This window comes from Streptomyces sp. P9(2023) (assembly GCF_032436795.1).
Taxonomy (GTDB): Bacteria; Actinomycetota; Actinomycetes; order Streptomycetales; family Streptomycetaceae; genus Streptomyces.
In genome coordinates this window covers 42,937-66,995 of record NZ_JAUPWM010000038.1, presented here as the reverse complement: position 1 = coordinate 66,995, position 24,059 = coordinate 42,937, and the positions used below count along the sequence as shown (strand labels likewise).

Below are 24,059 nucleotides of genomic sequence, written 5' to 3'. Positions count from 1 at the left end.
CACCTCTCTCTTCCCCTGGAGTCACCCGGTCATGCAGAACGCACCTGTTCCTTCGTTGATCGGGGAAGAGTACGAGGTCGAGGTCGGCCCGGTGGCACACGGCGGCCACTGCATCGCGCGTACGGAGGAGGGCCGCGTCCTCTTCGTGAGGCACGCACTGCCGGGCGAGCGCGTGGTGGCGCGGGTGACGGAGGGCGAGGAGACGTCCCGCTACCTGCGAGCGGACGCGGTGACGATCCTCGACGCCTCCAAGGACCGGGTGGAAGCCCCCTGCCCGTTCGCGGGCCCGGGCAAGTGCGGCGGCTGCGACTGGCAGCACGCGAAGCCGGGCGCGCAGCGCCGCCTCAAGGGCGAGGTCATCGCCGAACAGCTGCAGCGGCTGGCCGGGCTGACCCCGGAGGAGGCCGGCTGGGACGGCACCGTGATGCCGGCCGAGGGCGACAAGCTGCCGGCGGGCGAGGTCCCGCAGTGGCGCACGCGCGTGCAGTACGCGGTGGACGCGGAGGGCCACGCGGGCCTGCGCAAGCACCGCTCGCACGAGGTCGAGGTGATCGACCACTGCATGATCGCGGCTGAGAGCGTCTCGGAGCTGGGCATCGAGAAGCGGACGTGGGAAGGCATGGCCTCCGTCGAGGCGATCGCGGCCTCGGGCTCGGGGGACCGCCAGGTGATCCTGACCCCCCGGCCGGGCGCTCGTCTCCCCATCGTGGAACTGGACAAGCCGGTCTCGGTCCTCCGGGTCGAGGAGAAGGACGGCGGCGTCCACCGCGTCCACGGCCGCGCCTTCGTCCGCGAGCGCGCCGACGACCGCACGTACCGCGTCGGCAACGGCGGCTTCTGGCAGGTCCACCCGAAGGCCGCCCAGACATTGGTCCTCGCGGTGATGCAGGGCCTGATGCCCCGCAAGGGCGACACGGCCCTGGACCTCTACTGCGGCGTCGGCCTCTTCGCGGGCGCGATCGCCGACCGCGTCGGCGACCAGGGCGCGGTGCTCGGCATCGAATCCGGCAAGCGCGCGGTGGAGGACGCCCAGCACAACCTCCAGGACTACGAGCGCGTCCGCATCGAACAGGGCAAGGTCGAAACGGTCCTCCCGCGCACCCGGATCACAGAGGTCGACCTCATCGTCCTGGACCCCCCGCGCGCGGGCGCCGGCAAGCAGACGGTCAAGCACCTGTCGGGCCTGGGCGCGAGGCGGGTCGCCTACGTCGCCTGCGACCCGGCAGCCCTGGCCCGCGACATCGCGTACTTCAAGGAGGGCGGCTACCGGGTCCGGACGCTGAGGGCCTTCGACCTGTTCCCGATGACGCATCACGTGGAGTGCGTCGCCATCCTTGAGCCTGCTGAAAAGGGTCGCTGACCTGGCGTTTCTCCGAGTGTGCGTTATGGGCGTTACGTGCGCTAGGTGCGATATCTTGACGCATATTCGACGCACGTGACGCACGTTTGACGCACGAACGGCACGTCTTCTGATGGGTCGTCATGCAGCCTTAGTGACCACCGAGTGGAGCCCCCAGCTGCCTGGTCTTAGGCACCTTGAGGCGGCTGGGGCACTGGCTGCTGAGCTTTTGGCTGCCCCAGCCCCACCCGCTTCTCGGTAGTGACATTCCGTGAGGCTAGGCGGGGGTCCGGCCCATGCTGAGTCAGGGGCCGTACGGGCTCCAGTGCCCGAGAAAGGGCCTAAGATCGTCGGCTCGCGGTTCGGGGATGTCGGGCAGTCGCGGCGGTGATTTCAGCGGGTCGAGGCGCTCCACGCGTGCTGCCGCCCAGTCGATCCATGTTTCGGCTTCGCTCCTGGCCTGACCTGGGGGCATGGTCTCGATCCGGGTGCGTACGGCGCTCACGTACTCCGTTAGTCGGGTGGCGTGGCGCCATGCGGCTTCCTGCGCCTCGAAGTGCCTGACGCGGTACGCCTCGGCGTACTGGACGCGCGCTTCATCCATGGCGGCTTCCCAGTGGATGCGCTTCTGACGGGCTGCTTCGATCTCGTCGAGACGTTTGCGTTCGGCGGCTTCGCCGCGAAGCGTGACCTCCTGCGCGATCTCGGCGAGCTGGGCTTCGAGAGAGTGTGCGGGGGTGTCGGACCATTCGCTCGCCCGGTGCGGCTGGCCGCCGCTGAGGACGAAGCGGAGACGTTCGGACGGGGTGTAGTCGAAGCGGGGGATCCTGATCCAGGACTTCTTCTTGGCCTCGGCGAGTTCCTTCTCGGTGGCGACGTGCTCAGTCCGGTCCTGTTCCTGGAGGACGAGGAACTCCACGGTCTGGCCCTGCGCGGTGATGGTGAAGTGGGGAGACGCCCTGTGGCGGCGATGGGGCGGGGGCGCGAAGCCGGTCTGCCCTGCCGCACTGGAGTGTCCTGCGTTCTCGGTGGCGATGATCAGCGCCTGGATAAGCCTGAGGGCGCGTCCTTGGACGGACTTGGTGAGGCCCAGCGGCTGGGGTTCGTTCTGCATGGCCCGGACCACGCTGTGCGGCCGCGCGAGCCGCGAGGGCACAGGGACGGGTTCGAGGGGCGCGAGGCGCCAGGCTGGCATGTTGACGAGCTTGATCTCGTACCCGCCACGGCACCAACCTCCATAGAGCTCCTTCGTCTCCGGGATCCTTCCGGATCTGCGCGCCGCAGCTACACGCGACGGCCACTTCTCCAACTCCGGACCGCTGCCGCTCTTGACGAGTCGGCCGCCCGCCTCCGCGAGCTCCTGTAACAACTGCTCCGTGAAGGTCACGCGAGGCCGTGGAGGAGGGCTGGGCTTTCGCCCAGCTGCCGGAATTTCCTGCGCTCGGGTGGGCGGCGGTTGCGGAGTGGCGGCCTGGGCCTTCCGCGGGCGAGGCCTGCGGGGAGGGTACGTGCCGTGTGCCAGGTAGTGCCGACCGGCGCTCGTCAGAGCGACGCTCCACTGCCCACCCTTGCGGGAGACCGTGACCAGGCCCCGGTTCTGCAGTGCCTGACAGGTGGTTTTGTAGGAGCCGGTCTCCCATACGCTGGCAGGACACCCGGCTTCCACCCACTCAAGAACCGCAAGCTGACGTTCATTGACCGGCCGTTCCAATGGTCTGCCCTCGGATGATGGCTGCGTGACGGGCGGATGCTGTCAGTGATCGTGGTGCAGGGTGGGTGCTGCGTGGAGGGTTCGCCTGAAGATTAGCCAGTGTCGCCTTTTCCGCCGGCGGGATTCGAAACCGCGCACATGACTCCGGAGGCCGTCGTTTTCCGATGTTTTACCAGTTCATCGGAGCATCTGATTCTATGTTAGTGGCCCAGCCTCACGCATGTTCCGCGAAAACGAAACGTTCTGCTTGGTTGCCATTGCATGCTTTCCGGCTTGTTTTGAAAGTCTGGTGCAACGTGGCGGATGCCGTGGGGCGTTGGTGGGTGTAGGGGTGCGTGCACCGGGCCTCGATTCGAACGAGTGGGTGGTCGCTTGCATGGATGGCCGAGTGTGCCTGACCGCAGGGAATGCGGCGGCTCCCGGTAACCGCAAGGTCGTATGCCGGTCGAGTGTCGAGTGCGCCTGAGGGCGTACGCGGTCTGTCCGTGGCAGGGGGCGTCACTTCCGACCGGGGGTCCATTTCATGCCGAGCCGGTAGGCGCGGGAGATCACGTCCTGGACGCCGGGGCCGTCCTGCGGAGTGAACCAGCGCACCTCGCGGCCGATGACGAGTTCGCCCTTCTGGCGCTTGATGAGGGCGATGGCGCAGGCGTGTGCCTGCGGCGGGCACTCGTCCAGAACCACCCGGAAGCGGTCACCGCGGTCGGAGGTCAGCGTCACCACGGCGTCGAGGCCGCGGAAGTCGCCGGACCCTTCGTAGATGTAGACGAAGAGCAGGAGCTTCTGGAACTCGGCCTGGTGGTCCAAGTTGATGACGAGGTTCTCTCCCGTCTCCCGGGCGCCGGTCCGGTCGTCCGCGTCGAGGGCGACGTACGGGAAGCGGTCCACCGTGCCGAACGCGTTGCCCAGTGCCTGCACCACGGTCTTGGAGCCGTCGGTGCAGCGGATCATGCAGCCGAGGTCGAGATCCACATGCCTGGCCGCGGCCGACCGCAGCGATGCCCGTATCCGGCCGAACAGGCCATGGGCCTCGCCGGCCGCCCGCTGGGCGGCGGCCTGCGGTGAGGTCCAGTTGAGGTTGACCTTGATCAGTCCCGAGGTCACGCCGTGCTTGTCCAGGGAGACCGTGGGCGAGGCCTTCGTCAGGTTCACAGTGGCGGGCTGGGTCATGCGGCGCCTTTCGGGGAAGGCCCGGGGAGCCGGGGTGGTCGACGACCATACAGGCGGGGCGTGAGGCGCCGCAGGGAATCAGTCGTTGACGGTCTGGTGCGAGGAGGATCCGTCGGCCGGGCGGCGGAGCCGGCGGGACTTGGAGGGCGTGCGAGTTGCTGAAAGCAGCAGCGACGCGCGGAGGTGGCGCCGTACTGATCCCTGGGGTTGTTCGATCCGGCGGCCGTTAGTGTGAGCGCAGTTGGTGGGGGAGTCCGAGCCGGAGCGGAGCGCGGAGAGTTTTGGGCGGTCTTACGGAGGCGAAGCTGAGGGTGCTGGCCGGCGAGCGTTCGTTCGGGCGGGGGCTCGGTTACGTCGACGAGGTGTCCGGTGTGGAGTTCGGTGACGGCTGGATCAGGGCGTCGGTGCACGGAACGGAACGGTACGAGACGGAGCTCGTCCTGGGTGGGCGCAAGGGGAAGGGGCCGGCGGGCACGTGTGACTGCCCGTACGGCCAGGAGGGCAACTTCTGCAAGCACCTGGTCGCTCTCGGCCTGACCGTGATCGCCCAGGAGGCGGACCTCCCGCGTCTGCGGGAGTCGGCCCGGGACCGGGCGCGCGGCCTCGATACCTGGCTGTCCGCCCTGTTGCGGGAGGAACTGCTCACTCTCGTACGAGATGAGATCGCCGAGGACCAGCAGCTTGAGCGCCGCCTGGAGCTGCGGGCGGCGAGTGCTCGCGGAGACCTGGCCGGGATCCGGTTCCGCATCCGTGAGCTGCTCGACATCGGCCCGTTCGCCCAGTACGGCTACGTCGAGTACGCCGACGCCCGCGCCTACGCCGACCAGGCCGGGCAGGCGGTGTCCGCGATCCGCTCGCTGACCGACTCCGGCCGGGCCTCCGACGCGATAGCACTGTCGCGGGAGGCGATCGGGCTGCTGGCCGGGGTGGCCGAGAGCGTCGACGACTCCGACGGCTGGCTCGGCCAGATCGGCGCCGGCCTCGCCGACGCCCACCGCGACGCCTGCCATGAAGCCACGCCCGAGCCCGAGGAACTCGCGCACTGGCTGGTGACCCACGCGCTCGACGAAGCGGCCGACCTGACGGACATCGACCCGCTCGACTACGAAGACCTGCTCGGCGAGCAGGGACTGATCGCCCTGCGCCGGTACGCGACGGAAGCATGGACGGCCAACCGCACCGGCTGGGCCGAGAGGCACCTGCTGCAGCGCCTGGCGAAGTCGGGCCGGGACGTCGACACGGTGATCGCCGTGCACGCCGCCGACCTCGCGCCGAATGGTCACACCCACCTGCTCATCGCCCGCGAACTGGACACCGCCGGTCGCCCCGCCGAAGCCCTGGAGTGGGCCGAGCGCGGCATCCGCGACGCTGAGGACCTCGCCACTGTCGACACCGCCCTGGTCGACCACCTCACCGACCGCTACACCCGAACCGGCCGGCTCGCCGACGCCGTCACCCTGCGCCGTGACCACTTCGCCGCCCGCCGCAGCCTGCTTGCCTACCAGCAGCTGCGCGCCGCAGCCAGGGCCGCCGCATGTTGGCCGCCCGAGCGCGAGAAGGCTCTGGCCTTGTTGCGCACCGACGCGGAACAGGCGAAAGGCTGCGGTGGGCGCGTCCTCGTCGACGTCTTCCTGGACGACAAGGACACGGATGCCGCCTGGCGCGCGGCCACGGAGCACGGCGCCCACGACGGCCAGTGGCTCACCTTCGCCGACCGATCTCGCACCACCCGCCCCGCCGGTGCCCTCGCCGTCTACCACCGCCTGGCCGCCCCGCTCACCTGCCAGACCGGCAACCACGCCTACGAACAGCTCGTCAGCCTGCTCCTGAGCATCCGCGACTGCCACCGTCACCTCGGCACGCCGGACGACTTCACCACGTACGTCACCGACCTGCGCGCCACCCAGAAGCGCAAACGGAACCTGATGCGCCTGATGGACGAACACGACCTGTGACCCACCAGTAAGGCATGTTGACGCCGTCAACGCATTGAAGTGTTGTTTACGATAGAAGTATCGTGTACGCTGCCTGTGGGGCTGGGAGTCTGTCCGTGTCGCATTCCACGGCATTCTCCCGTGGGGAGTCGTGTGCTCGCAGGGCCACGCGAAGATGCAAGGGAATGGGCTGTGGCGACGGAGATGATCGCAGGGCGGTTCCGGCTTCTGGGGGCTGTGGACTCGGGCAACATGGGTGAGGTCCACAGAGCCGAGGATCTTGATGCCGCCCCGGGCGACGCCGACCGCGTCGTGGCGGTCAAGCTGATCCTTCGGCGCCGGTCCGGCCTCCAGATCGACACGCACGGCGACACCAAGACCGTGGAACGGTTCGCCCGCGAGGTGCGGATTATGCAGACCTTCGGCCGGCACCCCAACCTCCCGCGTACGATCGCCGGCGGTGTGGACGACACGAACGGCGGCCTGCCCTACCTCGCGATGGAATTCCTCGACGGCCATCCTCTGGCCGACCTGGTCGCCGACGAGCCGCAGCTGCCGATCTCCTGGGCGGCGGCCATCGCCGCGCAGATGGCGGAGGGACTCAAGGCCGCTCACGTCGAGGGTGTCGTGCACCGTGACCTCAAGCCCCGCAATGTCATGCTCACCCGCGATGGCCTCGTGAAAGTCCTCGACTTCGGCATGGGCCGGATCGTCGACGACCCGGACGGCGCCAAGCTCACCAGCACGGGCGTCACCGTCGGCACCGCCCGCTACATGGCCCCCGAGCAGTTCCAGGGCGGAGCCGTGACCCCGGCGGCGGACCTCTACGCCCTCGGCTGCGTCCTGTACGAGATGCTCCTCGGCGTACCGCCGTTCGTCGGCACCTCCGCGTACGAACTCGGCGAGAAGCACGTCCATCAGGCACCGAACCCGGTCCGGCTGGTCCGGCACGACGTCCCCGAGGCGCTCGCCCGCCTCGTCGACCGCCTCCTCGCCAAGGACCCGGCGGACCGCCCCGAGAGCGCCGCCGCCGTACGGGACGCCCTGCTGCCGTTCGTCGCGCCTGCCGAACCGCTGCCCGCCTGGCGCGAGTTCGACCCGGTGGGCCGCCTCCTCCAGGACCGGTCCGCGCTCTCCACGCCCACGGCGCGGCAGGCTCCGGCCGACCAGCCGCCCGCACAGACCCGCCCGCACGCCTCCGGCATGGACGTCTTCGGCGTCCACCGGGACCTGATCGACGAGTACCGCGCCTTCACCCAGGGCGGCACGATCATCCGTGACGAACGCGTCGCCGACTTCGTCCGGCGCGACCTCGACGCCAAGTCCCAGTGGCCCAACCCGTGGATCTCCCTCAACCCCTTCTTCGACTCCGCCGGCACCGTTGCCGAGCTCGCTTCCCAGGGCGTCCTCCACCCCGAGTGCGCGCGGATCTTCCAGGCGAAGAAGACCAGGGGCGGCACCGTCTGCGACGGCCGCCCGCTCACCCTCCACCAGCACCAGCGCGAAGCCGTCGACGCCGCCCGGTCCGGGGCGTCCTACGTCCTCACCACCGGCACCGGCTCGGGCAAGTCCCTCTCCTACATCGTGCCCATCGTCGACAAGGTCCTCAGGGACCGGGAGACGGAGCCGAGAGGGACGTCCAAGAGAGTCCGCGCGATCATCGTCTACCCCATGAACGCCCTGGCCAACAGCCAGCTCAAGGAGCTGGAGAAGTACCTGAGGGACGGCTACGGCGCAGGACGCGAGCCCGTCACCTTCGCCCGCTACACCGGCCAGGAGGACGACGCCGCCCGCAGGGAGATCCGTGACAACCCGCCGGACATCCTGCTCACCAACTACGTGATGCTGGAGTTGATGCTCACCCGCCCCGACGACCGCGACAGCCTCGTCCGGATGGCCAAGGGCCTCGAATTCCTCGTCTTCGACGAACTCCACACCTACCGAGGCCGCCAGGGCGCCGACGTCGCCCTGCTCATCCGCCGTGTCCGCGAGGCGTGCCAGGCCGACCGTCTCCAGTGCGTCGGAACCTCCGCCACCATGTCCACCGAGGGCACGATCGACGAGCAGAAGAGCGTGGTCGCGGGCGTCGCCTCCAAGCTCTTCGGCACGAGGATCCGCACCGAGCACGTCATCGGCGAGACCCTGGTCCGCGCCACCGACCCGGCCCCCGACACCGTCCCTGCCGAGCGGCTGCGCACCACCGACGCGCCCCGTGCGTACGCGGACCTGGTCCGCGACCCGCTCGCACGCTGGATCGAGACCCGCTTCGGCCTGGCCACCGACACCCTCACCGACCGCCTCGTCCGCCAGAAGCCCGCCAAGATCGAGGACGCGGCCGAGGACCTCGCCCGGGAGAGCGGCGTGTCCGTCGAGGACTGCGCCGCGGCTCTGCGCGCCACCCTGGAGGCCGGCTCGCAGGCCCGTCACCCCGTCACGGAACGCCCCCTCTTCGCCTTCCGCCTCCACCAGTTCCTCTCCAAGGGCGACACCGTCTACGTCACCCTGGAGGACCCGGAAAGCCGCCACCTCACCCGTGACTACCAGCAGGTGCAGCCCGGCACCGACGGCAAGCTCCTCATCCCGCTCGCCTTCTGCCGGGAGTGCGGCCAGGAGTACCTGACGGTGTGGCGCACCGAGAAGGACGGAGAGGTCCGCTACGAGTCCCGCCGCGACACCTCCGCCACGGGCGGCAGGGCCGGCGACGGCTACCTCTACGTCGGCCGCCCGTGGCCCCGCTCGCTCGACGAGGCCGTCGCCGAGCGCAAGCTGCCGGAGTCGTGGCTGGAGCTCGACGACCGTGGTCAGGAAGTCGTCAGGAAGTCGTACCGCGAGCGCGCGCCCCGCGCCGTGACCGTCGACCCCTATGGGTACGAGGGACGGGGCGACCTGGACGCCGCCTTCATCCCGGCCCCGTTCCGCTTCTGCATCCAGTGCTCGGTGTCCTACGAGCAGCCGCGTGGCAAGGACTTCGCGAAGCTCGCGACCCTCGACCAGGAAGGCCGGTCCTCCGCCACCTCCCTGGTGTCGGCGGCCGTCGTCCGCTCCCTCAAGGCCGTGCCCGAGGAAGCCCTCGACAAGGAGGCGCGCAAGCTCCTCACCTTCGTCGACAACCGCCAGGACGCCTCCCTCCAGGCCGGCCACTTCAACGACTTCGTCCAGATCACCCAGCTGCGCGGCGCGCTCTACCGGGCCGCCCTGGACGCCGGGGAAGAGGGCATCCACCACGAGGAGCTGGCCACTCGCGTGGCGAACGCCCTCGCCCTGGACCCCGTCGAGTACACCGGCCAGTCGGACCTGCCGCCCGCCCTCGCCCGCAACGCGGCCAAGACCCTGCGTGACGTCATCGCCTTCCGTCTCTACCTCGACCTGGAGAGCGGCTGGCGCATCACCATGCCGAACCTGGAGCGGACCGGTCTGCTGACGATCGACTACGCGGACCTCCAGTGGGTCGCCGAGCGTGACGAGCGCTGGCAGGACACGCATGCGGCGCTCCGCGACGCCGACCCCGCCCTGCGCGCCGAGATCACGCGGACGCTCCTGGACGACATGCGCCGCGAACTCGCCATTGACGTCCAGTACTTCCGCGACGACTTCGACGCCCTCCAGCGTGCCAGCGAGGAACGCCTCATCGACCCGTGGGTCCTCGGCAGGTCCGACGCGCCCAGGGTCAAGACCGCCTACCCGCAGCCCTCAAGCCCCGGCATGGACCGGTCCGGGCACTTCCTCTCGGCCCGCGGCAAGTTCGGCAAGTACCTGCGCCGCACCGCACCCACGGTCTTCGACGTGCGCGACGGCGTGAAGCTGGACAACACCGACCTCCAGAAGATCATCGAGGACCTGCTGAAGGTGCTCGCGAAGGCCGGCCTGGTCACCGAGGTCAGTGCCGCCCCCCAGCGCGCCGGCCGCTTCCGCGCGCCGACCCGTCCCGCCGCCACCGGCTACCGGATCTCCGCCGCCTCCCTCATCTGGCGGGCCGGCCCCGGCGAGTCCGGCGCCCACGACCCCCTCACCCGCACCTACGCCAGCGGCGACGGGCCGCGCGTCAACACCTTCTTCCGCGACCTCTACCGCAACGCCGCCGCCGAACTGTCCGGCCTGTTCGCCCGTGAGCACACCGCCCAGGTCGACCCCGCCGAGCGTGAGCGCCGCGAAGAAGCCTTCAGCAAGGCCGAACTGAAGCTCCTCTACTGCTCCCCGACCATGGAGCTGGGCGTCGACATCTCGTCCCTCAACGCGGTCATGATGCGCAACGTGCCGCCCACCCCGGCCAACTACGCACAGCGCAGCGGACGCGCCGGCCGGAGCGGCCAGCCCGCCCTCGTCACCACGTACTGCGCCACCGGCAACAGCCACGACCAGTACTACTTCCGTCGCTCCGAGCGCATGGTGGCGGGTGCCGTCGCCCCGCCGCGCCTCGACCTCGCCAACGAAGACCTCGTCCTCTCCCACCTCCAGGGCATCTGGCTCGCCGAGGCCGGGCTGAAGCTCGGCCGGGCCATTCCGCAGATCATCGACATCGCGTACGACGAGAGCCTGGGCCGCCCGAACCCGGCGCTCCACCTCCACGACGACCTGTACGCGGCCTCCCGCGACGCCGACGCGCAGGCCCGCACGGTGGCGGCGGCCCACCGGGTCCTCGGCCCGTTGCTTGCCGACTTCGCCACGACCGTCTGGTGGGACGAGCGCTGGATCGAGGACCGCGTCCGCACCGCCCCCGACCGCTTCGACCGCGCCTTCGACCGCTGGCGAGACCTCTTCCGGGCCGCCCTCGTCGACCAGTACGTCCAGAACAAGCGGGTCCTCGACCACACCCTCACGGAAGGCGACCGGCGGCGCGCCGTCGCCCGCCGCAAGGAGGCCGAGACCCAGCTCAACCTCCTGAAGAACGAGACCCCGGACAGCCGGTCCGTCCTCTCCGACTTCAACCCCTACCGCTACCTCGCCTCCGAGGGCTTCCTGCCCGGCTACTCCTTCCCCCGCCTGCCGCTGGCCGCCTACATCCCGACCACCGGCCGCCGCCACGGCGACGGCGACTACCTCCAGCGCCCCCGTTTCCTCGCCATCCGCGAGTTCGGCCCCGGCGCGCTGATCTACCACGAGGGCGCTCGCTACCAGGTGACCCGCGTCCAGCTGCCCCCGGACTCCTCCGGTGACATCGCCACCACCGCGGCCACCCGCTGCAAGCACTGCGGCTACCACCACGATCCCGAGCAGCGCGCCGACGTCTGCGACATGTGCAAGGAGCCGCTCGGCGCCGCCGCCTACAACCTGCTGCACCTGCACACCGTCTACACCCAGCGCCGGGAGCGGATCTCCTCCGACGAGGAGGAGCGCCGCAGGGCCGGATTCCGGCTGGAGATCTCGTACCGCTTCCAGGACCACGGCATCCGCAAGGGCCGCCAGGACGCCCACGTCTCGGACCCGGCGGGCAGTCTCGCCACGATCTCGTACGGCGACTCGGCCACCGTCCGCATCACCAACAAGGGACGGCTGCGCGCCAAGGAGAACGAGCAGGACGGCTACTGGCTCGACCCCGCAAGCGGCCACTGGATGAACGAACGCGATGCCGCCGAGGCGTCCGGCGACTCCAGCGAGATGCCGGTCATCGACCCGGACGGCAACGAGAAGCGCCGCAAGAAGCGAGTCGTCCCCTTCGTCGAGGACCGCCGCAACATCCTCGTCGTCACCCTCGACGAGCCGCTGCCCGAACCCATCGCCCTCACTCTCATGTACGCCCTGGAGCGGGGCGTCGAGGCTGCGTTCGAGCTGGAGGACTCCGAGCTCACCAGCGAACTGCTCCCGCCCGACGACGGTCCCCGCAACCGCTTCCTGCTCACCGAGGCCGCGGAGGGCGGCGCCGGAGTCCTGCGCCGCCTCCAGGCCGAGCCCGGAGCGCTTGCCGTCGCCGCCCTCCGCGCCCTGGAGATCTGCCACTTCGACGAGCACGGAGTGGACCAGGCCAAGCAGCACTGCGCCCGCGGCTGCTACGACTGCCTGCTCACCTACGGCAACCAGCTCGACCACGCGGCGATCGACCGCCACACCGTCGTCCACCTGCTGCGCCGCCTCGCCTCCGCCGTGTCCGAGCCCGAAGGGCGGGGCGAGTCCCCGACGGAGCAGCACCGGCGGCTCGTCGAGGAGCTGGGGCGAACGGCCCCGAAGCTCGCCGACACGCCGGCCGACAACGCCGACGACATGGCGAACACTCCCCTGGAGCAGACCCTCGTCAACTGGCTCAGGGACCACGGCCTGCGCCTGCCCGACGAGGGCCAGACCCTCGTCGGCACCGCCCTCCCCGACTTCGTCTACCACCTGCCCGGAGTCAACCTTGCCGTCTTCGTCGACGGGCCGGACAGGGAGGAGGACGCCACCCGGGACGAGGACGCCGAGGAGCGCCTCTACGACGCCGGCTGGGGCGTCGTCCGCTTCCCGGCCGACCCCGCCGACTGGGACGCCGTCGTCGCCCGCCACGCCCGCTACTTCGGCGGCCCCGCCGCCTCCTGACCACGGAACCGACCGACCACCCGAGGACCCCGAGGACTCACCCGATGACGCTCACCTACTCCGCCGGTTCCCTGGTCACCGCCCGAGGCCGCGAATGGGTTGTGCTCCCCGAGAGCGCCCCCGACATGCTCGTCCTGCGCCCGCTCGGCGGTTCCGACGACGACATCGCCGCCGTCTTCCCCGCCTTCGAGGACGTCAGAGGCGCCGAGTTCGCCCCGCCGTCCGCCGCCGACCTCGGCGACCACCGCGCCGCCGGGCTGCTGCGCTCCGCCCTCCGCATCGGCTTCCGCTCCGGAGCCGGCCCCTTCCGTTCCCTCGCCGGCATCGCCGTCGAACCCCGCGCCTACCAGCTCGTCCCGCTCCTCATGGCGCTGCGGCAGAGCACCGTACGGCTCCTCATCTCCGACGACGTCGGTATCGGCAAGACCGTCGAGGCCGGCCTCATCGCGAGCGAACTCCTCGCCCAGGGCGAGGCACGCGGCCTTGCCGTCCTCTGCTCACCGGCCCTCGCCGAGCAGTGGCAGGAGGAGCTGCGCACCAAGTTCGGCCTCGACGCCGAACTCGTCCTCGCCTCCACCGTCTCCCGCCTGGAGCGCGGCCTGGACCTGGGGCAGTCGCTCTTCGACAAGTACCCCCACGTCATCGTCTCCACCGACTTCATCAAGTCCACCCGCCACCGCGACGACTTCGTCAAGCACTGCCCCGACCTGGTGATCGTCGACGAGGCTCACACCTGCGTCGTCGCCGACGACACCACCTCCACGCAGAACCAGCTCCGCTACGAGCTGCTGCGCCGCGTAGCCGAGGACGCCGAGCGTCACCTGCTCCTCGTGACCGCCACCCCGCACAGCGGCAAGGAGTCCGCCTTCCGCAACCTTCTCGGCCTGGTCAGGCCCGAACTGGCAGGCACGGACCTGGACTCCGACCGGGGCCGACGACTCCTCGCCCAGCACTTCGTCCAGCGCAAGCGCGCCGACGTACGCCAGTACCTGACGACCGAGGACGGCCTCGGCGACGACAGCCTGGCCGAGCGGACCGCGTTCCCGTCCGACCGCTTCTTCAAGGACGAGACCTACAAGCTGTCACCGGCCTACCGCGCCCTCCTCGACGACGCCATCGCCTATGCGAGCGAGCGCGTCGAGGCCGCCGGCAGCCAGGGCAAGCGCGAGGCCCGTATCGCCTGGTGGTCCGCGATCGCCCTGCTCCGCTCCCTCGTCTCCTCCCCGCGCGCCGCCGCCCAGACCCTCCGTACGCGCTCCGCCGCCGCGGCCGCCGCCAGCGCCGAGGAAGCCGACCGCTTCGGCGCGCCCCTCACCCGTGACGCGGCCGACAGCGACAGCCTGGAGGGCATGGACGTGGCCCCCGGCGCCGAGACCGACGACGCGGGCGCCCGCCTCGCCGAACTCGCCGACCGGGCCGCCGCCCTGGAGGGCCCGGAAGGCGACCTGAAGCTGAAGGCCCTGGTCAAGCACCTCAAGGCGCTGCTCGCCGACGGCTACCACCCGATCGTCTTCTGCCGCTACATCCCCACCGCCGAGTACGTCGCCGAGCACCTGGGCGGCAAGCTCGGCAAGAAGACCGTCGTCCGCGCCGTCACCGGCACCCTCTCGCCCCAGCAGCGCATCGAGCGGATCGAGGAGCTGGCGGAGGAGGCCGGGCAGGACCCCGCCGCCCGCCGCGTCCTCGTCGCCACCGACTGCCTCTCCGAGGGCGTCAACCTCCAGCACCACTTCGACGCCGTCGTCCACTACGACCTCGCCTGGAACCCCACGCGCCACGACCAGCGCGAGGGCCGCGTCGACCGCTACGGGCAGCAGCGCGACGAGGTCCGGGTCATCACCCTGTACGGCAGCGACAACGGCATCGACGGCAAGGTCCTCGACGTCCTCATCAAGAAGCACCGCCAGATCAAGAAGGACCTCGGCATCTCCGTCTCCGTCCCCGACGAGACCTCCTCCGGCGTCACCGACGCCATCGTGGAGTGGCTGCTGCTGCGCGGCCGGGAGGGCGAGCAGGGCACCCTCTTCGAGGCAGACTCCTTCCAGCAGAGCTTCGCCGACCTGGAGGCCGACTGGAAGTCGGCGGCCGAACGCGAGACCCGCTCCCGCTCCCGGTTCGCCCAGCGCTCCATCCACCCGGAGGAGGTCGCCCGCGAGGTCCTCGCCATCCGCGACACCCTCGGCCGCGCCGGCGAGGTGAACGACTTCGTACGGACCTCCCTCGCGGCCCTGGAAGCCCACCTGGTGGAGGCGGGCGACGGCTCCGGCGACTTCACCGCCGAGGTCAGCGGCACCTCCGCCGGCCTGCGCGACGCCCTCGCCCCCGTCGTCGGCTCCGCCGCCGTCGAAGGCGCCCGCCCCATCCCGTTCCGTACGACCTCGGCCGTGGCCCGGGGCGAGGCCGCCCTCGTCCGCACCGACCCCGTCGTCGGTGCCATCGCCGCCCACGTCCTGAACTCCGCCCTCGACAGCCAGGCCGACGGCCGCCGCCCCGCCCGCCGCTGCGGTGTCGTCGCCACCCGCGCCGTCGACACCCGCACGACCCTGCTCCTCGTCCGCTACCGCTTCCACCTCACGCTGCCCTCCCGGCAGGGGGAGAAGCAGCTCGTCGCCGAGGACGCCCGCCTCCTCGCCTTCCAGGGCTCCCCGAAGAACGCCGTGTGGCTGCCCGAGGACCAGGCCCATGCCCTCCTCACTGCCCAGGCCGCCGACAGCGTCGACCCCGACCACGGCGAGGCCATGGTGACCCGCGTCCTCGGCCAGCTCCCCGCCGTCACCGACCACCTGGAGCAGTACGGCGACACCCTCGCCACCGAACTCCACGAGTCCCACCGGCGCGTCCGCCGCGCCTCCGACGAGATCGTCCGGGGCCTGCGGGTCACCGCTCAGAAGCCGGCCGACGTCCTCGGCGTCTACGTCTACCTGCCCGCCGCGTCCGGAGAGGCCGCCGTCTGATGTCCGCCACCACCCGCAACCAGGTCTTCTCCGCCGTCCACACCGTCGGCGGCCTGCTCCCCGCTGACATGCTGCTCCGCATCGCCGACGGCAAGGACGTCAAGGGCTCCGCTCCCGCCGACTACCAGGTCATCGGCGCCCGCTCCGTACGCGACGAGGCCGAACGCCACTGGGACTACCTGAAGTCCGTCTGGCGCGAACTGCGCGAGAAACTGCCGGTCGCCCCGGACGCCGAGACCCCGGCCGACCCGACCGGCCTGGCCGTCTCCCAGTGGCTGGAACCGCTCTTCGCCGAGCTGGGCTTCGGCCGCCTGACCCCGATCGGTGCCACCGGCATCCCGGCGGACAGCGACCCCGACCGCGTCTTCCCCATCAGCCACCGCTGGAACCACGCCCTCCTCCACATGACGGCCTGGAACGCCGACCTGGACAAGCGCACCGGCGGCGCGGGCACGGTCCCGCCCCAGTCCCTCGTCCAGGAGTGCCTGAACCGCACCGAGGCCCACCTGTGGGGCGTCCTCACCAACGGCCGCCGGCTCCGGATCCTGCGCGACTCCAGCGCGCTCGCCACCGCTTCGTACGTCGAGTTCGACCTCGAAGCCATCTTCGACGGCGAACTCTTCAGCGAGTTCGTGCTCCTGTACCGCCTGCTGCACGTCTGCCGCTTCGCGGTGGCGGAGGGCGCGGCCCCGTCCGCCTGCTGGCTGGAGAAGTGGCGTACGGAGGCGATCGCCTCGGGTACGCGGGCCCTGGACCAGCTCCGCAAGGGCGTCCAGGAGGCCATCACCACCCTGGGCACGGGCTTCCTGCGCCACCCGGCGAACACGGCCCTGCGCGAGGACACGGACGTCAAGGCCCTCCACGGCGCGCTGCTGAGGCTGGTCTACCGCCTGCTGTTCGTCTTCGTGGCGGAGGACCGCGACGCCCTGCACGGCCCGGAGGCGACCGACCAGGCCCGGGACCGCTACACGACCTACTTCTCGTCGGCTCGTCTGAGGCAGCACGCCCGCCGCCGTCGGGGCACCGCCCACGGCGACCTATACCAGGCCCTCCGGATCGTCCTGGACGCCCTCGGCGACGAGAACGGCCGCCCGGAACTGGGCCTGCCGGGCCTCGGCGGCATCTTCGACGAGACGGAGATGGACGCCCCACTGAAGGGCCTGTCCCTCTCGAACGAGTACCTCCTGACGGCCGTACGCCACCTCTCCCAGGTCCGGGACGCGGGCTCGCGGCGGTGGCGCACGGTCGACTACCGGCACCTGGACGCCGAGGAACTGGGCTCGATCTACGAGTCCCTGCTCGAACTGGTCCCGCAGCACAGCGCGGCCGACCGCACCTTCGAACTGGTGGAGCTGGCTGGCAACACGAGGAAGACGACGGGCTCTTACTACACCCCGTCCTCGCTCATCGAGTGCCTGTTGGACTCCGCCCTGGACCCGGTCCTGGACGACGCGGTCAAGCGCGGCGAGCAGACGGCGAGCGCGGCGGGTGACCCGGACCCGTCGGACGCGATCGTCCGCGAACTCCTTTCCCTCACGGTCTGCGACCCGGCCTGCGGCTCGGGCCACTTCCTGGTCGGGGCGTCGCGGCGTATCGCGAAGCGGGTGGCGGCGGTACGGGAGCGCAACCCGGAGCCCACGCTTGAGGCCGTCCGCCACGCGCTGCACGAGGTCGTGGCGCGGTGCGTCTACGGCGTCGACCTCAACCCGATGGCCGTCGAACTGGCCAAGGTCTCCCTGTGGCTGGAGGCCCTGGAACCGGGCAAGCCGCTCGGCTTCCTGGACGCTCACGTGAAGCACGGCAACGCGCTCATCGGGGCGACACCGAAGCTGCTGCGGGGCGGGATTCCGGACGAGGCGTACATCGCGACGGAGGGCGACGACAAGAAGCAGGCCAAGTCGCTGGAGAAGCTGAACGCCGAGGAGCGGAAGGGCCAGTTCACCCTCTTCGACATGGAGGACGAGGGCGTGAAGGTCGCGAACACGACCCTCGCGGCCGGCATGCGCCGGATCACCCATGCCCCCTCGGACAACCTGCGCGAGGTACGGGGCCAGGCGGCGGCCTACGAACAGTGGGAGAAGTCCTCCGACTACCTCAACGCCCTCCACCTCGCCGACGCCTGGTGCGCGGCCTTCATGTGGCTGAAGACCCCGGAGGCTCCGAGGGCGGTCACCCACGGTGTCTTCCGCTCCCTGGAGGACCCGGACGCGTCCAGCGCCTCGAACGCCACCCACGACGAGATCGTGCGCCTGCGGGAGCAGTACCACTTCTTCCACTGGCACCTGGAGTTCCCGGAGGTGTTCTCCGTTCCGGACGGGGTTGTCACGGGGACGGTGGACGAGGCGACGGGCTGGGCGGGCGGCTTCGACTGCGTGCTCGGGAATCCGCCGTGGGACAGCGTGGAGCTGAAGGAACAGGAGTTCTTCGCGCAGCGCGCCCCGGAGATCGCCGCCATCTCGAACGCGAGCGCCCGCAAGAAGCAGATCACCAAGCTCCAGGACGACCCGGACACGCTGGAGCTGTACGGCGAGTACGCGGCGGCGAAGCGGGCCGTCTACGCGGAGAGCCACTTCCTGCGCCGGTCGAAGCGGGTGCCGCTGACGGGCCAGGGCAACCTGAACCTCTACGCGGTGTTCGCGGAGACGGACCGGATACTGACGGGGGAGCGGGGCCGCGTCGGCGTCATCGTGCCGACGGGCATCGCGACGGACGCGAGGACGCAGTACTTCTTCAAGGACCTGGTGCAGCACGGCTCGATTGCGGCGCTGTACGACTTCGAGAACAGGGCCGGCCTGTTCCCGGACGTGGACTCCCGTATGAAGTTCAGCATCCTGTCCCTGACGGGCCGGGCACTGCGCGAGCCTGCCGCTCGGTTCGCCTTCTTCCTCCACGACCCGGCGGAGCTGGACGACGCGGAGAAGGCGTTCACTCTCACACCTGAGGAGATCACTCTCCTCAACCCGAACACGGGCACGTGCCCGGTCTTCCGCTCTCGCCGCGACGCGGAGATCACTCTGGGCATTTACCGCCGTGTCCCGATCCTGATCAAGGGAGACGACCCGAAGGGCAACCCGTGGGGCGTGTCGTTCCTGAGGATGTTCGACATGTCCCACGACTCGCACCTCTTCCACACCCGCGAGGACCTGGAGGCCGAGGGCTGGCTCCTGCAGGGCAACGCTTTCGTCAAGGGCGAAGCCCGAATGCTGCCTTTGTACGAAGGTCGCATGGGTCATCAGTTCTCGCACCGTTTTGCTGATTCGACGGGCTCTCATGAGTCCTCACTAGGCGAGCTCGAAACTGCCGAATACGTCGTACAGCCACAGTATTGGATGGCGCAGGGCGACACTGAGGACCGTCTGGCGCGGCGCCGCTTCGAGTGCACTACTGCCCTACTGGGGCATAGAAGGGTGGCACGCAACAACGATGAGCGCACCTGCATTGCTGCCTTGATCCCCTGGGGAGCTGCATCCTACGGTTGGATTCTTTCTACTGGCCCCACGGCAGCTCACTTGACCAATCTACTGGCAGCTTACGATTCGTTCGCATACGACTACACGCTGCGTAACAGCTTCAGTCAGCCCAGCATTCCGCAAAGTACGTCCGAGCAAGTTCCCGTGCCGACACCTGACATGCTTGCGTCCAATGAAGGTTTCATTACAGCAAGAGTGCTGGAGCTCGTCTGCACGGCCACCGATATGCAACCCTTCGCCCGCGATCTCGGCGACACCGGCGCCCCCTTCATCTGGGACGAAGACCGCCGCCCCATCATCCGCGCCGAGCTCGACGCCCTCTTCTTCCACCTCTACGGGATCACCCGCGACGACGTCGACTACATCCTCGACACCTTCCCCATCGTCAAGCGCAAGGACGAGGTCAAGTACGGCACCTACCGCACCAAGGACCTCATCCTCGCCGAGTACGACCGCATGGCGGCGGCCGGTGTCAGCCTGACCACTCCCCTCGTAGACGGCGAGAACTACACATCCACCCTCACCCCGCCCCCCGGCCACGGCCCCCGCCACGAAGGAACCGGAGAGTGACGAGTCCGCCGCCGGCCAGCGGCACGGCGGGGCAGCCGGTGTCCGGGGCGCGGGCCGAGGCGGTCGCGCGGGAGCGGGAGCGGCTGCGGGCGCTCAGGGAGCGCAGGGAGGCTCAGAGCGCGGACTCGGGAATCGACGGGTTCACCGTACGCAGATGGCGGAAGGTGGGGGTGCTCGGAGCCCAGGCGGTGCCGCGCGCCCACACCCTGCTCCGGCGACTCGCCGACCTCGCGCGCGACACGGCTCACGACGTCGCGCATGACGCACTGACCGACGCCCTGCGCGACGAACCGGACGACCGGCTGCTGCCCGCTGTCCGGACCGTACTCGAACGGGCCGACCCGGCCGTGGCCGCCGCGACGCTCACGGAGGTGCACGCGGGCGGCTTCCTGTGGCTGTCCGAAGTCGGGGAGCAACGGCTTACCGCGCTGACGGCGGGCGACGACACCGTCGCCGTCTCCGGGAGCGAGGACCCCTCCGGGGCTTTCGCTCTCCTCGCCGCGTTCGCGGCGGAGAGTACGGCCGCCTTCCCGTCCCGGATGCTGCCGCGGGTGCTCCCCTGGATACTGCTGAGCGTCCTCGACGACCTGATCGACGCCGGAGTGGTCGGCCCCGAGCACCAGCCCTGGCAGTACCGGGCCGAGGAGACGGATCACGCGTACCTCAAGGCCCGGCTGGTCCCCGACCAGGTGACCGCCGAGCAGGCGACCGCGCTGGAATGGACGGCCCGGGAACGGCGGAACGCGTTCCTTGCCGGGGGCGAGCCGCTGCCCTCGGCCGGTGACGTCTACGACCTCCTGGAGCGGGTCGCCGACGGCGACGCCTCGGTCGTGAGGGAGCTGGAACGGGAGCTGCCACGTGACCTGGTGCTCCGACTGCGCCGGCTCCTGGACGGGGTTGCGGTCGGCAACTGGGACCGGGACATCTGGGAGGACCGGGGGTTGTGGCGGCTCATTTTCGCTCTGTGGGAGCCCAAGGCGGCCGTCAACCCGTCGCGCTCGCCGCTGCACGCGCTCATGGCCCTGCGCCAGGCCTACGACCTGCTGTGCATGAACGACCTCGCACGTGCGTCCGCCCAGATCGACAAGCTGGTGTCGTACGAGGCCGCTGACCCGGCCTGTCGGGCCGAGGCCCTGAACTTCCACGCGTACACGCTGCTGCTCCAAGAGGAACTCGATGCGGCGGCCCTGGTCCTGGAAGGCATCCGCGACACGCACGAGCGGGCCGAGTCCAACCTTCGTATGCTCCGCCGGCGGCAGACGGTTCAGCGCAACGACAGACCGGCGGCCTCCAACCCCTATCTCGACCTCGGGCTGCCGCACGGCGCGCCGAGCTGGACGACCCGGTACCGGGACCTCCGCCGGGAGCATGTGCGTGATGTGGACATGAGCGCGCAGCTCAACAGTGCGATGAAACGCATCAGGGACGCCGAGCGTGACGAGGACTGGTCCGGCTTCTTCGTGGTGCCGCTCGACCTGGACGCGTTCGAGCTTCCGGACGAGGTGCCGGTCACGTTGGTCCCGCCCCTGACCCCCTTGACCAGGCGAACGACATCTCATTCTCCCGAAGGCCTGGCGCTCGTGCGGCAGCGGGCGGTGGCGGATCTGCTGCCGCACCTGCTCAACGCGCCCCGGCGCCCCGATCGCAACGCAAGGACGCACACACCGTGAAGAAGGTGCCCCGCAGCCAGCGGAAGACCTCGGTGGTTCCCAAGCGGGTTCCTGCCAAGGGGAACAACGGCCTCAAGCATCGTCGAGACAAGCGGCGAGCGGAGGCCGATGCCCCTGCTGCCCCTCCGCAGGCTTCCCGCCGGCTTCCCGCGGACTCCCCGCGCACCTACCGCCCCGAGGAACTGCTCAGCCCCCACATGCTGCTCGCCCGTTTCACCGAGCGGGCGACCGAGCTCCTGACCGCTGTCCCGGAAGAGGAGAGGCCGACGCAGACCGCTGTGGCGGCTGCCCTGCGCCAGGCCGTTCTGGAGGCGTTCCGCTCCCGGGAGGAGTACGTGGCCCGGATGGTCGAGGTCGATCTGCTCGCCGGCGCGCCCAAGCAGAATGCCACCTCGCTTCGCAAGGGCATCCGTGCCGCCCTGCTGGACCAGGGAGTGCGGTGCGTGGACGCACCCGATGGCGAGCACGAGCTCTTCGTAGTGGTGGAAGGCGACGGCGAGGCGTTCGAGGTGCTGCGCCCGGCCTACGTGGACCAGGCCACCGGCAAACTGGTGCTCGCCGGGCAGCTGCGCCGCCTGCCCGCCCCGGACGGAGCGGACGACTCAGCCGGGGGCGACGATGCCGTGAACAGGGAGGGCATGTGACGGCCACCGGAATCGACTTCGGCACCACCAACTCCGTGGTGGCCCAGTGGCTGGGCGATGACGTCGACGTACTGTCGCTGGACGCCCATCACATCGACGCCGACTGGCACCATCCCGGCTTCCAGTACCTCTTCCCGTCGGTGGTGGGCATGAGCTCACTGCGCCGGGGAGCGTTGTTCGGCTGGGAGGCCAAGCTCCGCTCCGAAGAGGCGGCCGAGGCCTGCAAGCGACTGCTCAAGAGCGACGAGTACGTCACGATCCACGGCCGCAGGTTCGCGGCCACGACGGTGGCGGCCGGTGTCTTCCAGGCCATGCGCAAGGGAGCGGAGCACAACCTCACCACCATCGATCAGGCCGTGATCACCGTGCCCGCCAACGCCACGGGAGCCGCCCGCTACCGCACGCGCGCCGCCGCGCGGTTCGCCGGCATCGAGGTCCTGGCGCTGCTCAACGAGCCGACCGCGGCGGCGATCTCGTACGTGCACGAGCTGCGAGAGGCTCGCACCATCCTCGTCTTCGACTGGGGTGGCGGCACGATCGATGTCACCGTGCTCGACTACCAGGACGGGTTCTTCGAGGAGCTCGCTTCACGGGGTGTGACCGAGCTGGGGGGCCTGGAAATCGATCGCCGCCTGCGTGACCTCGTCCTCGAACGGGCTCCGGCGCGATCGGCGTGGACGCCCGCGCAGGAGCGGCAGTTCGGGCTGGACGTGGAGCGCAGCAAGATCCGCCTGTCCTCCGAGGAGTCCGTCACCATCAGGACTCCGGACGGCGACACCGTCGAGGTGTGGCAGGGGGAGTTGGAGGACGCGATCACCGACCTCGTGGACCGCGCTCTCGCACCGGTTCAGCAGTGCCTCAGCGACCTTCACATGGCGCCCCTGGATGTGGACGCGGTGCTGATGATCGGTGGCACGAGCCAGATCCCGAGCGTCCGGGCCGCCGTCGCCGAGGTCATGCAGCAGCAGCCCGTCGAGGTCGATCTGTGCGATCCCATGACTGCGGTCGCCCGCGGTGCCTCCATCGCGGCAGCCGTACTGTCGGGGGAGACCGAAGGCGTGATCCAGGTGGCGACGAGTCACGCCCTGGGCACGGTCGTCACGGACGACACCGGACAGCGGGCGTTCAGCCAGATCATCCCGCGCAACTCACCCCTGCCGTGGAAGGAGCGCAAGAGCTACACGCCTCGCCGGGACAACGCACGCAGCCTTGCCGTGGAGATCTGGGAAGGAGACCCCGACCGTCCCCTCAACCACGCTGACAACGTCCAGCTGACGGACCTCCGCCTCACCTACCAGAATCCCCGGGCCCGCGAGGACTCCCGCTTCCTGCTGGAGTACACGTACGACACCAACGGGCTCCTGCACGTCAAGGCGACCCTTGAGCGCACCGGCGAGGAAGTGCTGAACGAGGAGATCAAGAGCTTCAGCTCCGGTGGTCCGACGCCGGCGGTGCGCAAGGAACTCGATGATCTGCTCGCGGGCAACACGGTCACCACGCTCCTGCCGACGCAGACGCGGAGGCGATCCGCGGGCTCGGCTTCCAAGGCGCTCGTGGTCGACGGCTCCAACCTGGCGTGGATCGGCAGGTCGCCCCGACGACCCGGTGTATACGGCAGGGACGACCGGCCGTCCTACGCCCAACTGCTGTCCGCGCGCGACGCCCTGGCATCGCGGTATCCCGATGCCGTGCTCCACGTGGTCGTCGACGCCACCTTCCGGCACAAGGTCGCGGAGGAGGAACGCGCCGCGGTGGACTCGGCGCTCGCTACAGGGAACCTCATCCAGCCCCCGGCCGGAACCGAGGGCAAGGGCGACGCGCTGGTCACGGCGATCGCGCAGGACACGGACGGAACCGTCGTCACCAACGACAACTACGCCGAACTGCAAGACAGGTATCCCTGGTTGCGGGACAAGGAGCGGGTGCTCGGGGCCACCCTGACCCAGGGCATGTGGGTCTTCACCCCGCGCACCTGCGTACCACCCCGTCATCGGATCGTACGAGCGGAGGCGTTCCAGCAGTCGCGGGCCCTGATTCCTCCGAGCCCAGATCCACTGCCCGAGTTCAGGTACCACCGCCCTCACGAGGAGTAG

At 70.0% G+C, this 24,059-nt stretch carries 10 protein-coding genes; 8 read left to right on the top strand and 2 right to left on the bottom strand.

Features of this window, described 5'->3' with window-relative positions; genetic code table 11:
- Positions 1–31: 31 nt before the first annotated feature.
- Entirely contained in the window at positions 32–1,360 is a 1,329-nt protein-coding gene (locus tag Q5762_RS31035; RefSeq protein ID WP_315895608.1) for a TRAM domain-containing protein, read from the top strand.
- 283 nt (positions 1,361–1,643) lie between these two features.
- Here Q5762_RS31035 and Q5762_RS31030 read toward each other — a convergent pair whose 3' ends face one another.
- Positions 1,644–2,726 carry a hypothetical protein gene (locus Q5762_RS31030; RefSeq protein WP_315895605.1) on the bottom strand — a complete coding sequence of 361 codons (1,083 nt, stop codon included), beginning with the start codon at positions 2,724–2,726 and terminating at the stop codon, positions 1,644–1,646.
- Positions 2,727–3,548: 822 nt separating this feature from the next.
- Positions 3,549–4,220: a hypothetical protein gene (locus tag Q5762_RS31025; RefSeq protein ID WP_056557577.1), complete on the bottom strand. Its 672-nt coding sequence runs from the start codon at positions 4,218–4,220 to the stop codon at positions 3,549–3,551.
- A gap of 281 nt (positions 4,221–4,501) precedes the next feature.
- On the opposite strand from Q5762_RS31025, the gene Q5762_RS31020 reads away from it, so the two are divergent.
- From Q5762_RS31020 to Q5762_RS30990, 7 genes are all read left to right on the top strand, one after another.
- The gene (locus Q5762_RS31020) at positions 4,502–6,175 is read left to right on the top strand and encodes an SWIM zinc finger family protein (protein ID WP_315895604.1); all 1,674 of its coding nucleotides are present in this window, start codon (positions 4,502–4,504) and stop codon (positions 6,173–6,175) included.
- Between the two features lie 183 nt (positions 6,176–6,358).
- On the top strand, positions 6,359–12,658 hold the full coding sequence (locus Q5762_RS31015; RefSeq protein WP_315895607.1) for a protein kinase domain-containing protein: 6,300 nt from the start codon (positions 6,359–6,361) through the stop codon (positions 12,656–12,658).
- A 44-nt stretch (positions 12,659–12,702) separates the two neighbouring features.
- Positions 12,703–15,612: a DEAD/DEAH box helicase gene (locus tag Q5762_RS31010; protein ID WP_315895603.1), complete on the top strand. Its 2,910-nt coding sequence runs from the start codon at positions 12,703–12,705 to the stop codon at positions 15,610–15,612.
- Entirely contained in the window at positions 15,612–19,652 is a 4,041-nt protein-coding gene (locus Q5762_RS31005) for an Eco57I restriction-modification methylase domain-containing protein (RefSeq protein ID WP_315895602.1), read from the top strand. Before Q5762_RS31010 ends, Q5762_RS31005 begins: the two co-directional genes overlap by 1 nt.
- Entirely contained in the window at positions 19,649–21,322 is a 1,674-nt protein-coding gene (locus Q5762_RS31000; RefSeq protein WP_315895601.1) for a hypothetical protein, read from the top strand. The genes Q5762_RS31005 and Q5762_RS31000 overlap by 4 nt, the downstream gene beginning before the upstream one ends.
- Positions 21,319–21,966 (top strand): hypothetical protein, encoded by a 648-nt coding sequence (locus Q5762_RS30995; protein ID WP_315895600.1) that lies wholly within the window; start codon positions 21,319–21,321, stop codon positions 21,964–21,966. Before Q5762_RS31000 ends, Q5762_RS30995 begins: the two co-directional genes overlap by 4 nt.
- On the top strand, positions 21,963–24,059 hold the full coding sequence (locus Q5762_RS30990; protein ID WP_315895599.1) for an Hsp70 family protein: 2,097 nt from the start codon (positions 21,963–21,965) through the stop codon (positions 24,057–24,059). Before Q5762_RS30995 ends, Q5762_RS30990 begins: the two co-directional genes overlap by 4 nt.

Bases quoted from the DNA above. Each gene is read 5' to 3' on its own strand.
- Q5762_RS31025 (WP_056557577.1), bottom strand. From the start codon at position 4,220: ATGACCCAGCCCGCCACTGTGAACCTGACGAAGGCCTCGCCCACGGTC.
- Q5762_RS31010 (WP_315895603.1), top strand. From the start codon at position 12,703: ATGACGCTCACCTACTCCGCCGGTTCCCTGGTCACCGCCCGAGGCCGC.
- Q5762_RS31015 (WP_315895607.1), top strand. From the start codon at position 6,359: ATGATCGCAGGGCGGTTCCGGCTTCTGGGGGCTGTGGACTCGGGCAAC.
- Q5762_RS31035 (WP_315895608.1), top strand. From the start codon at position 32: ATGCAGAACGCACCTGTTCCTTCGTTGATCGGGGAAGAGTACGAGGTC.
- Q5762_RS31005 (WP_315895602.1), top strand. From the start codon at position 15,612: ATGTCCGCCACCACCCGCAACCAGGTCTTCTCCGCCGTCCACACCGTC.